We start from the raw sequence: 12,259 nt of genomic DNA on the forward strand, positions 1-12,259 counted from the left end.
AGCATTTCTAAATACTTCCTCTAAAATTGCCATTAGTGTAACTCTATCGATGAGTTTATCGTCTTTAAATTCTGAAAACGATTCTATTAACGCAATATTTTCCATGTCAACTTTTTTATTTTAAAATGATACTATTACAATTGCTTCTTTTATATTCTCATAAAGAATGTCAACCTTTTTTTGAACGGTTTCTTTTCCTTTACCTATTTTTTTTGGTTCTCTAGCTTGCCACTCTAATGAAATCTTTTCTTCATCTGCAGCAACTAATTTTGCTTCTAAATCGTCTGAGGAATTTGTTTTAACATTAAGCGTTCTACCAATATTTTTTTTATATTGTCTTACAAACTTTAACGGACTTGAAACCCCAGCTGATGCTACTTCAAGAGAAAAGTCTTGTTCCTCTCTGTCTAAGTTGTTTTCAATTGACCTGCTAATATCAATGCAATCTTGAAGATTTACACCCTGATCACCATCTAAATTAATACTAATTTTATTGGCATCATTGATTGATAAATCCACCAAAAACAACTCAGGACGTTCTGCTAACGCAACATCTAATAACTCTTGAACTTTGTTTTTAAACGTCATATTCTTTATAAAAAGAGGCACGCTATGCGTGCCTCATTATCCATTTATTTCTAAATAACTCGGCAAATATATAAATTAAATTTGAATTAAAAAAATATTGCAAATTCACATATTTTCTGTACCTTTATAATGTGATTAAATCACACTCGATTCTATAACCTAAAACAATATTATGAAACGAATTTTAGTACCCACCGATTTTTCTAAACACGCTGAATATGCTTTAAAGGTAGCTGCCCAAATTGCAAAAAAGAATGATGGTGAAATTTTTTTAATTCACATGCTAGAACTTCCAACTTCTGGAAATGATGCAATATCCACTGCTCATGAAATACCAGAACTTATGTTATTTAAAAACGCTGCTGTTAATAAATTAGACTCCGAAATGAATTCCAGTTTTCTTGAAGGCATAAAGGTTACAAAAATTATTCAATTTGAAATGGCTTTTGAAGGAATTGTTAAAAATGGAAAAGCTCATAATGCCGATTTAATTGTTATGGGTTCCCACGGCGCTAGTGGTTTTCAAGAAATGTTTATTGGTTCAAACACCGAAAAAGTAGTAAGAAATTCGGATATTCCTGTATTAGTAATTAAACGCGATGAAGACCCTTTTAGTGCTCAAAAATTTGTTTTTGCTTCAGATTTTTCAGAAGAAGCAAAAAAACCATTTGAAAAAGCATTCGCATTTGCTCAAGGATTTGGAGCGCACTTACATTTAGTAAACATCAATACGCCAAACAATTTTAAATCCACTAAAGTAGCTCAACAAATTATGTCTGAATTTCTTATTGGCATAGACACCTCAGCAATATCTTCACATATCTATAATGATGTTAATGTTGAAAAAGGGATTTTGCATTTTGCTAAAAGCATCGATGCCGATTTAATTGGGATGAGCACCCATGGAAGAAAAGGATTATCACACTTCTTTAACGGAAGTATTAGCGAAGATTTAGTAAATCATGCAAAACGCCCAGTAATTACTTTTAAAATATAAAAATACAAATTTTTACCCTAAAAAAGACCGCTAAATTAGCGGTCTTTTTTATACTTATAGTGCACCAAATCAATCACATGTGTGCATAAAAAAACTCCACTTAAAATAAGCGGAGTTTTGTTGGCCCACAAGGACTCGAACCTTGAATGACGGTACCAAAAACCGGAGTGTTACCATTACACCATGGGCCAATTACCCTACAACCTTTTCGATTGCGAGTGCAAATGTAGTACATATTTTGTATTCCACAAATTTTTCCAAAAAAAATATTAAAAATATAATTTAACATTTTATATCTGTAAAAAAATAGTTTCTTTGTAGTTGAAATTAAGAAACCTAATTTTTGTATGACTTCATTCAATTTTAAAAAATGGAATACCATTCTAGGATGGTTTGCTTTTGCAGTTGCGTTATTTACTTTTTCGTTAACCGTTGAACCAACACTCAGTTTTTGGGATTGTGGCGAGTATATCGCTACTTCTGCAAATTTAGAAGTAGGTCATCCGCCTGGAGCTCCTTTGTTTCAAATGTTAGGTGCATTCTTTGCTATGTTTGCTTTAAGTCCTGATAAAATTGCGTTGATGGTGAATTATCTTTCTGTTTTTTCAAGTGCGTTTACCGTTCTTTTTATGTTTTGGTCGCTAACCTTATTGCTAAAAAAACTTTTTGGCTCTGCAAAAGAAATTTCAACTCAGGAAAATATTGTAATTTTAGGAAGCTCACTAATTGCTTCATTATCGTTTACTTTCACCGATAGTTTTTGGTATAATGCTGTTGAAGCCGAAGTATATGCGATGGCATCCTTTTTAATCGCTTTATTGTTTTGGTTAGGATTGCGTTGGGAACAAGAAATAGAAACTCCACGCGGTAATAAATGGTTGTTGATCATTTCATTAGTTATTGGTTTATCATTTGGGGTTCACTTTATGGCATTGTTGACCTTTCCAGCAATTGGTTTTCTTTATTTCTTTAAAAAATACAAAAAGGTAACTATAAAAAGTTTCTTATTAGCCAATGTAATCATTGTTGCCATTTTACTTTTTATATTTAAATTACTATTGCCTTTTACCCTTGGATTTTTTGGTAAAACCGAAATATTTATGGTAAACGAATTAGGCCTTCCCTTTAACTCAGGAACTATTTTTGCCTTTTTATTTATTGTGGCAGTGTTTTATTTTGGATTAAATTATACCAAGAAAAAAGGACATGTTTTTTACAATACTTTAATATTATCTACGCTTTTTATCTTAATCGGATTTTCAACTTGGATAATGTTGCCCATTCGTGCCAATGCTAATACGCCTATTAACGAGAACAAACCTTCTGATGCTGCCGAAGTTTTAGCGTATTACAATCGCGAACAATATGGCGAACAAAAATTGTTTTATGGCCCACAATTCTCTGATACTTATTCGGGATTAGATTCTGAAACACCTTATTTAGATGACAAACCAAATTATGAACGTGATTATAAAACGGGAATTTATATAATTACAAATAACTTCAAAAACGCCAAACAAAATACTGATGATGCGCATAAAGCGTTTTTGCCTAGAATGTGGAGCAACGAACACAATGTAAATTATATGACGTTTGGAGCGCCTTTGGAATTTAGTTTAAATGCTAACTATACTTATGAAGACGATTTACCAAAATATGGCATCGATCCTGAAACAATAAGCGAAGAAGAACTCGCTCAATACACACAACAACTAAGAGATGAAATTCAACAAAAAATTTCTGAATTTAGAAAAGGATATGCAAGTGGCGAATATGATTTAAAAGACTACGATAAGTTTTTAACCACTTATGGAGAATATTTAATTGTAGAAAAACCCTCTTTTGCCAGCAATATCAAATTTATGTTTCAATATCAATTTGGCTATATGTATGGTCGCTATTTACTTTGGAACTTTGTAGGAAGACAAAACGACAACCAAGGAAAATATGACAATTCAAATGGAAATTGGATAACAGGAATTTCATTTATTGATGAATTATTAGTAGGCACTCAAAAGAATCTTACTTCTGATATGCAAAATAATAAAGGCCGAAATATCTATTATGGAATTCCGTTTATCATAGCGCTAATTGGATTGTTTTTTCATGCTAAAAGAGACCCTAAAAGCTTTTATGTTTTACTTGCCTTATTCCTATTTACTGGGCTGGCACTCAAAATTTACCTGAATGAACGACCTTTTGAACCAAGAGAACGTGATTATGCTTTAGTAGGTTCGTTTTATGTTTTTGCCATGTGGATTGCTTTTGGAGTATATGCTATTTTTGATTGGATAAAAAAATACCTCGCGCCAAAAGTTGCAATACCATTAGTTTTAAGTGTATGTTTCTTAGCATCACCTGTACTTTTAGCTAAAGAAAATTGGGACGACCATGATCGATCAAACAAGTATACAGCACTTGCAATGGCAAAGGCTTATTTAGACTCGTGCGAGCCTAATGCAATTTTATTTACTATTGGAGATAATGACACCTTTCCTTTGTGGTATATGCAAGAAATTGAAGGTTATAGAACCGACATACGAATTGTATGTACAAGCTTGTTCATGACCGATTGGTATATCGACCAAATGAAAATGAAAACACACGATTCTGATCCCATACCAAGTTCGTTTAATCGAGAGCAATACAAAGGAAGTTTCAGAGATTATAGTTTGTTTGTAGAACGCACCGAAGAACCTTTACTATTGAGTGAAATAATAAAATTTGTGGCATTAGACGATGAAAGAGCAAAGATTACATTAGACAGCGGCAATAAAGTGAATTATTTTCCTTCTAAAAAAGTAATTCTTCCTATTGATAAAAACACAATCATCAAAAACAGAGTGGTTCATCCGAAATATTATGATTCAATTGTGCCTCAAATAGAATTTACAATCAAAGACAAAGCATTATATAAAAACCGTTTAATGATGTTAGACATTGTTAATGAAAATAACTGGAAACGACCTATTTATTTCACAGGTGGAAGCTTTGGGGAAGACGATTATATTTGGATGAAAGACTATTTACAATTAGACGGAATGTGTTTTAAACTAGTGCCGCTAAAAACTCCTTCTGAAGATCCAAACCCGATGCGAATGGGACAAATAGATGCCGATAAAATGTACTCAATTGTAATGAAATGGGATTGGGGAAACAGTGGCAATCCAAAAATCTATCACGATCCTGAGACACGAAAAAACAGCATTTCTTATCGCACCAATTTGGCTCGTTTAATGGAATCTTTAATCAACGAAGGTAAAAATGAAAAAGCCGAAAAAGTAATTGATTTGGCCATGACTAAAATGCCAATAGCTTATTTTGAATATTATTCAATGGTTGATCCGTTTGCAATGGGTTATTATGAAGTGGGTAAAAAAGAAAAAGCAAGAAAAATTTTATCAGAATTAATAGTAAAATATCAAGAGAATCTTACTTTTTATAGTGGCTACAAACTAGCTGAACAATATTATTATGCATCTGATATTGTGGGCGATATTGAACAATATAGAGGCTTACTTGAAATTGCTAAAAATGCAAAGGATACAGAATTCTATACTAAAGAGAAAATAAAGTTTAATAATTTCAATAAACGATTTGCTGTTTTTAATCGGAAAATGGAATAATTCCTTTTTTAAAAATATAAAATGTTCCAAATGAAACTTCTTTCTTTTGGAACATTTTTTTATTGATATACTCTGAAATACAAAAACAAAAAATTATCCACTATAAATCAATAGCAGAAATTATAAAAATTACACTGAAAATAACAGCTGAAAATTAAGGAATTGTCTCTTTTTAGGTGCTTAAGCTTGTTCTTGCACTAAAGAAATTAATGTGTTTGCGTCAAGTTCTCCACTTTGTCTCCACACCATTTGGCCTTCTTTGTAAATCATCAATGTAGGCAACCCTTTAATACGAAGTGCATCAGCTAATTCCTGATTTTTATCCACATCAATTTTAATTACACGAGCTTTATCTCCTAATGCTGCGGCTACATGACGAATTACTTCATTCATTGCAACAGAAGGTTCATTCCACTCTGTAAAAAAATCTATCAATACAGGTACTTGAGCATCGATAAGTTCTCCAAATTTTGACATAAATTGAATTTATTAGTATCAAAAAAAATATTTTTCACATGAAAATAATATACAAATGTAGCATTTTTAATGAATTACACTACTTTTTCTGTTTTTTTTAGTTGAATTACCGTAATTTCAGGCATAATTCCTACTCTTCCTGGATAGGCATGAAAGCCAAATCCACGATTTACATAAACATATCTTCCCACATTTTCATACAATCCTGCCCATTGTTTGTATACATATTGCACCGGACTCCATTTAAACCAACCTGGGATTTCAATTCCAAATTGAAATCCGTGCGTATGTCCCGAAAGTGTTAAATGATAATGCTTTTCATCGTGCTGAATTTTCTCATCCCAATGACTTGGATCGTGACTCATTACAATTTTGAAGTCTTCTTTCGTTAAACCTTGCGAAGCCAAATTCAAATCGCCTCGCTCTCCAAATTTTCGTCCCCAGTTTTCAACACCTACAATAGCAATTTTTTGATTGTCTTTTGAAATTGTAACATGCTCATTCAACAATAATTTAAAATCCATTTTACGATGAATGTCTTTTATCGCTTCAAAATTTAATTGTTTTTCGGTTTGCGATTTCCAATCCACATACTCACCATAATCATGATTTCCTAAAATAGAGAACTTCCCAAATTTTGGATTATGAATTCCTTTAAAAGTAGTTATCCAAGGATCCATTTCGGTTGCGAGTGTGTTCACTATATCACCTGTAAACAAAACCAAATCAGAATTTTGCTCATTTATTAAATCAATTGCATATTGAATTTTATCGGCATCATCAAAACTACCGCTGTGCACATCGGAAATATGAGTTATAGTAGTTCCGTCGAAAGCATCGGGTAAATCTGGAAAAAACAATGTTTGCTTAATTACTTTGAAATTGTATTTCCCAATGGTAATTCCGTATAAAAATGATGCAAACGGAATTGCAGCAACGCCTAAAGCAATTTGACTCACAAAACGTCTACGCTCGGGTAAAAAACTATCCGAACCGCTTTTAGTTGCCAATGAAAATAATCCTGAAATAAAACGAACTACATCTTCTCCAAATAAAATAAAAGTCAACAGTAATTTTGGCACATAAAGCAACAATAACAATCCCATAGTAATCATTGTCTTTGGGGTTTGACCCACGCTTCTATCAAAATGATACAATTGATAAACGATATAAGTTAATGCAATTGCAGAGGTTATGTAATAGAAAATAAAAAACCATTTGGATTTAATCAACATCCTAAATGCCTGAAAAGCATAGATTTCCAAAATGATAACAAATACTAAAAAAATAATCCAACGAATCATTAGTCCTTTTTTTTGCAAAGTAAAGCACAACTTGTTGAAAAATCTACTTCATTTAATGAAATTTAACAAAGTGTATATAAATTAAGAATTGTATTTTTACAAATTAAATTCAATTATCTTTTATGTCTGCTCAAAAACGTCTTTTTCTTCTTGATGCCTACGCGCTTATTTTTCGGGGGTATTATGCATTTATAAAAAATCCTCGTATCAATTCTAAAGGAATGGATACTTCGGCAATTATGGGTTTCATGAATTCATTAATGGACGTTATCAAACGCGAAAAACCCGATCATTTGGCCGTTGCTTTTGATAAAGGCAGAAGCGATTATCGTTTTGAAATGTATCAAGAATACAAAGCGCACCGCGATGAAACGCCAGAAGCTATAAAAATTGCCGTTCCTTATATTCAAGAATTGTTAAAAGCCATGCACATTCCTATTGTTGAAAAAGCAGGTTTTGAAGCCGATGATTTAATTGGAACTTTAGCTAAACAAGCCGAAAAAGAAGGCTTTCAAGTGTTTATGGTTACACCCGATAAGGATTTTGCCCAATTGGTTTCGGAAAATATTTTCATGTACAAACCTGCCCGAATGGGTAACGATATCGAGATTTGGGGCATTCCAGAAGTTTTAGCTAAGTTTGAAATTGAACGTCCAGACCAAGTAATCGATTTCTTAGGAATGATGGGAGATGCCGCCGATAATATTCCGGGATTACCAGGTGTGGGTGAAAAAACCGCTAAAAAATTCTTAGCTGAATTTGGTACTTTAGAAAATTTATTAGCCAATACGCATCAATTAAAAGGCGCAATAAAAGATAAAATTGAGGCAAATAAAGAACTTGGAATTTTATCCAAAAAATTAGCCACTATCCTACTCGATTGTCCGGTTACTTTTGATGCAGACGATTATGAATTATCAAAACCCGATGTAGAGAAAACCGATACATTGTTTCAGGAATTAGAATTTCGTCAAATGAAAGCTCAGTTTGATAAGTTATATGATAGCCCCCCAACCCCCGACGGGGGAGCTGAAGAAGAGACTGAAAAAAAAATTGTCTCTAAAAAAACAAATGATGAACAGTTTGATTTATTCGGATTTTATGAAGACGGCGAATCTACCCCTTCCCTTTCGGGGAAGGTTGGGATGGGGCTTGCCACTTTAGAAAACACCACGCATTTTTACCAAATTATTCAAGGTGATTTGCCAGTGAAGTTATTGTTACAGAATTTATTGAATCAAACTTCGGTTTGTTTTGATACCGAAACTACTGGAATTGACGCTTTAAATGCCGAATTAGTAGGAATGTCGTTCTCTTTCGAAAAAGGAAAAGGATTTTATGTTCCGTTTCCAGAAAATCAGGAAGAAGCAAAACATTTAATTGAAAAATTTAGACTGTTTTTTGAAAATGAAAGCATCGAAAAAATTGGTCAGAACATAAAATACGACTTGAAAATTCTTTCGAATTACAACATTCAAGTCAAAGGAAAATTATTCGACACCATGATTGCGCATTATCTGATTAATCCTGATATGCGTCATAATATGGATATTTTGTCAGAAACCTATTTGAAGTATGCACCAAAATCGATTGAAACGTTGATTGGTAAAAAAGGAAAAAATCAATTATCGATGCGCGATGTTCCACTGGAAGACGTTAAAGAATATGCGACTGAAGATGCCGATATTACCTTCCAACTAAAAGAACACTTTCAACCGATTTTAGAAAAAGTAGGCACTAAAAAATTGTTTGACGAAATCGAAATTCCGCTGGTTCCTGTTTTAGCCGATATGGAAAAAGAAGGAATTCGTTTAGATGTGGAATTTCTAAAAAGCATGTCAGTTGAGATGCAAAAAGAAATCGATGCTTTTGAACAACAAATCTATGAAACCGCTGGTGAGAAATTCAACTTGGCTTCTCCAAAACAATTGGGCGATATTTTATTCGATAAGCTAAAAATTGGAGGAACAAAACAAAAGAAAACCAAAACCGGTCAATATGCCACTGGTGAAGAAGTGTTGAGTTATTTGGCAAACGAACATGAAATTGTGCGCGATATTTTAGAATGGCGCCAAATGGTGAAATTACAAAGTACGTATATTGATGCTTTACCCAACCAAGTTGATAAAAAAACAGGTCGCGTTCATACCGATTACATGCAAACCGTTGCCGCTACAGGCCGATTGAGTTCTACAAATCCTAATTTACAAAACATTCCGATTCGAACAGAAAAAGGGCGATTAATTAGAAAAGCGTTCATTGCGCGTGATGAAAATTACACCTTACTTTCTGCCGATTATTCACAAATTGAATTGCGCATTATTGCTGCATTATGTGGAGAAGAAAACATGATTAAAGCATTTCAAAACAACGAAGACATTCACAAAAGTACTGCTGCAAAAGTGTTCAATGTGCCTTTAGACGAAGTAACGAAAGAGCAAAGAAGTCATGCTAAAACCGTGAACTTCGGAATTATTTATGGGGTTTCGGCATTTGGATTGAGCAACCAAACGAATTTATCTCGCAAGGAAAGTGCGGAATTAATAGAAGCGTATTATCAAACCTATCCAAAATTAAAATCGTTTATGACTTCGCAAGTAGATTTTGCTAGAGAAAACGGTTATGTTGAAACGATTTCAGGCAGAAGACGTTATTTAAAAGACATCAACTCGGCCAACGCAATTGTTCGTGGCGGTGCCGAACGAAATGCGGTGAATGCACCAATTCAAGGTTCGGCTGCAGATATTATTAAAATTGCGATGATTAATATTCATAAGAAGTTAAATGAAAAGAATCCCGACGGCTCGGGATGGAAATCAAAAATGCTATTGCAAGTCCATGACGAATTAGTATTTGACGTGCACAACTCCGAATTAGAAAAAATTCAACCAATGATCAAACACGAAATGGAAAATGCCTTCAAAATGGCAGTTCCGTTAGATGTGGAAATTGGATTGGGTAAAAATTGGTTGGAAGCGCATTGATATTATATTAGAGAACGTAACAAAAACATTCTTTTTATTACCAATAATAAATTAAATTTTAGATGAAAAAATTAGCCCTTATTTTTGCTTTAACCTATTCGTTATTTACTGCTGCACAAGATCGATTCACCAAGATAGACAGTTTGCTGACGTATTTGAATAAGAATGATAAATTCATGGGTTCATTGTGTATTCGCGAAGGCGAAAATGTAGTATTTAATAAAGCCTACGGTTTTGCCGATGTTGAAAAAAACATAAGTGCAGATCGAATGACAAAATATAAAATTGGATCGGTTACTAAAACCTTTACAGCGGTAATGATTATGCAATTGATTGAAGAAAAAAAATTAGATCTTCAAACCAAATTAAATCGTTTTTATCCGAAAATACCAAATGCTGAAAAAATCACAATATATGATTTATTACATCATAGAACGGGTATTGTAGATTATATAAATGGCGATTCAATTACCGCAAAAAATATTTATAGTTTTCATTCCAAAGAAGAAATGATTCAAAAAATAACCGATTACAAACCACTTTTTGAACCTGGAACGAAACACGAATACAGTAATTCAAACTATAATTTATTAGGCTACATTATTGAAACGCTTTCTAAAAAATCGTATGCAGAAAATATTCAAACACGAATTGTTAAAAAAGCCAACCTATTAAATACGTATTTTCCACAAGGAAAAATAGAGACTTCTGTTGGAGAAAGTTATTCTTATTTATTCAATGGGACCAAATGGGAAAAAGTGGAAGAATGGGAAAATTCTATTGCTTATTCAGCCGGTGCACTAATATCAACTCCTGCCGATTTAACACGTTTTATGTATGCTCTTTTTGATGGAAAATTGATCAAACCTTCTTCTTTAGAACAAATGAAAGAAATCAAAGAAGGTTATGGAAAAGCGTTAATGCAATTTCCTTTTGGTGAACGTCGTTTTTATGGTCACACGGGTGGAATAGAAAATTTTAGAGCAGTTGTTGGGTATTACCCTACTGAAAAATTAGGCGTTTCATTAATTGTAAACGGGGATAATTTCAACAGAAATGATATTATGATTGGTGTGTTGAGTATTTATTACAAAATGCCTTTCCCGTTTCCAAAATTTAATAAAGTTGATCCCGCTATATTAGCAAACTATACAGGAACCTATGGTTCAAAAGACTTGCCTTTAAAAATTACCATCACAGAAAAAAACAATGAACTAATTGCTCAAGCCACAGGGCAAAGTGCTTTTCCATTGACTTTTAAAGAAGAAAAAACATTTATATTTGCACCCGCAGGAATCGAAATGATTTTTGGCGAAAACAGTTTTGTATTGAAACAAGGCGGTATGAGTTTTAACTTCAGTAAAGAATAAATGGGTAATAATATAATTACTAGTATTAAAAAAATAACCAATAGTCGTTATTTAGATTATATTGGTGTTGTTTTAGTAGTTAGTATTTCCTTTCTATTAAAATATCATGAAACGCTATATGATTTTGAATGGAATCAAAAAAGCTATTCTTTTTATCTAGGTTATTTTTCGATTGTAAATACTATTTTATCGATGCTTGCCACCCGATTGGTAACCAAAAAAAATAATTTTGGAAACTTAATCAGCACTTGTAATACCCTATTAAGTGGTGGGATTGATTTTTTATTAGGGAATATAGGTGCCGTTTTAACCTATCCTGTTTCATTTTTTGGAAACTACTTTGCCTTTAAAATTTGGAAAAAGAAACAATACTTGAATACTATTGATTTGATTTTTTTTAGAAATATGGGCATTGGAATACTGTTGTCTTTTGTGTTGAATTATATTGCTTTTACAAATTTTTCAACAGGAGCAATTGATTGGAAGTTGTTTTTTATCATTGCTATCCCTGCGGGTATAAGCTTTGGGGGTACTTTTAATTTAGGTCGCATGTATCCCGACAATTGGTTCAACTGGCAAGTTTATAATGCATTTAAAATCGTGCAAAATTTGATGTTGCTTAATATCGCAAATACCATAAAATATGTGTTTTATATGGTCAATGCAATTTTAGGTTATATCACCTGGAACGATGATAAAAAAAGACAGTTATAGTTTTCTAGTAGATTCTCTTTGGCGCAATTCGGTTTTTATAACAACGGTTTTGTATTCCGGAATTTCTATATAAGATTTATCTTCAAGTCTATCAATTAAAAGATTTGCAGCATTTTCTCCGATTTCTGGAGCGTGTTGGCTAACTGTTGAAAGACTTGGAGTTAATCTTCTTGACCAAACACCATCTGCAAAACCTACA

At 32.8% G+C, this 12,259-nt stretch carries 9 protein-coding genes and 1 tRNA gene; 5 read left to right on the forward strand and 5 right to left on the reverse strand.

What is annotated here, in order from left to right; all coding sequences use genetic code 11:
• Positions 1-120 precede the first annotated feature (120 nt).
• Positions 121-588, reverse strand: a complete 468-nt coding sequence (gene rimP / locus ACIQZC_RS05535; protein ID WP_396138243.1) for a ribosome assembly cofactor RimP — start codon at positions 586-588, stop codon at positions 121-123.
• A 172-nt stretch (positions 589-760) separates the two neighbouring features.
• Between rimP and ACIQZC_RS05540 the strand changes: the two genes are divergently transcribed.
• The gene (locus ACIQZC_RS05540) at positions 761-1,585 is read left to right on the forward strand and encodes a universal stress protein (protein ID WP_396138244.1); all 825 of its coding nucleotides are present in this window, start codon (positions 761-763) and stop codon (positions 1,583-1,585) included.
• Positions 1,586-1,705: 120 nt separating this feature from the next.
• Here the strand turns inward: ACIQZC_RS05540 and ACIQZC_RS05545 are convergent.
• Positions 1,706-1,776: transfer RNA gene (locus ACIQZC_RS05545), tRNA-Gln, on the reverse strand.
• 156 nt (positions 1,777-1,932) lie between these two features.
• Between ACIQZC_RS05545 and ACIQZC_RS05550 the strand changes: the two genes are divergently transcribed.
• Positions 1,933-5,211: a protein O-mannosyl-transferase family gene (locus tag ACIQZC_RS05550; protein ID WP_396138245.1), complete on the forward strand. Its 3,279-nt coding sequence runs from the start codon at positions 1,933-1,935 to the stop codon at positions 5,209-5,211.
• Between the two features lie 180 nt (positions 5,212-5,391).
• Here ACIQZC_RS05550 and ACIQZC_RS05555 read toward each other — a convergent pair whose 3' ends face one another.
• Together ACIQZC_RS05555 and ACIQZC_RS05560 are read right to left on the reverse strand one after the other, a co-directional pair.
• Positions 5,392-5,688, reverse strand: coding sequence for a co-chaperone YbbN (locus ACIQZC_RS05555; RefSeq protein WP_008256043.1), 297 nt, complete (start codon positions 5,686-5,688; stop codon positions 5,392-5,394).
• Between the two features lie 74 nt (positions 5,689-5,762).
• Complete coding sequence (locus ACIQZC_RS05560) at positions 5,763-6,992, reverse strand: metallophosphoesterase (protein ID WP_396138246.1); 1,230 nt, start codon at positions 6,990-6,992, stop codon at positions 5,763-5,765.
• A 122-nt stretch (positions 6,993-7,114) separates the two neighbouring features.
• Here ACIQZC_RS05560 and polA point away from each other — a divergent pair, with 122 nt between their 5' ends.
• The 3 genes from polA (at position 7,115) to ACIQZC_RS05575 (ending at position 12,060) form a co-directional block, all read left to right on the forward strand.
• Positions 7,115-9,976, forward strand: a complete 2,862-nt coding sequence (gene polA / locus ACIQZC_RS05565; RefSeq protein ID WP_396138247.1) for a DNA polymerase I — start codon at positions 7,115-7,117, stop codon at positions 9,974-9,976.
• A gap of 62 nt (positions 9,977-10,038) precedes the next feature.
• The gene (locus ACIQZC_RS05570; protein WP_396138248.1) at positions 10,039-11,346 is read left to right on the forward strand and encodes a serine hydrolase domain-containing protein; all 1,308 of its coding nucleotides are present in this window, start codon (positions 10,039-10,041) and stop codon (positions 11,344-11,346) included.
• Positions 11,347-12,060, forward strand: coding sequence for a nicotinamide mononucleotide transporter family protein (locus tag ACIQZC_RS05575; RefSeq protein WP_396138249.1), 714 nt, complete (start codon positions 11,347-11,349; stop codon positions 12,058-12,060). It begins immediately after the preceding gene.
• Here the strand turns inward: ACIQZC_RS05575 and ACIQZC_RS05580 are convergent.
• Positions 12,055-12,259 (reverse strand): substrate-binding domain-containing protein (locus tag ACIQZC_RS05580; protein WP_396138250.1); only part of this gene is annotated, 205 nt, incomplete at its 5' end. The genes ACIQZC_RS05575 and ACIQZC_RS05580 overlap by 6 nt on opposite strands.

Origin of the sequence: Flavobacterium sp. (assembly GCF_044338735.1) — a bacterium.
Taxonomy (GTDB): Bacteria; Bacteroidota; Bacteroidia; order Flavobacteriales; family Flavobacteriaceae; genus Flavobacterium.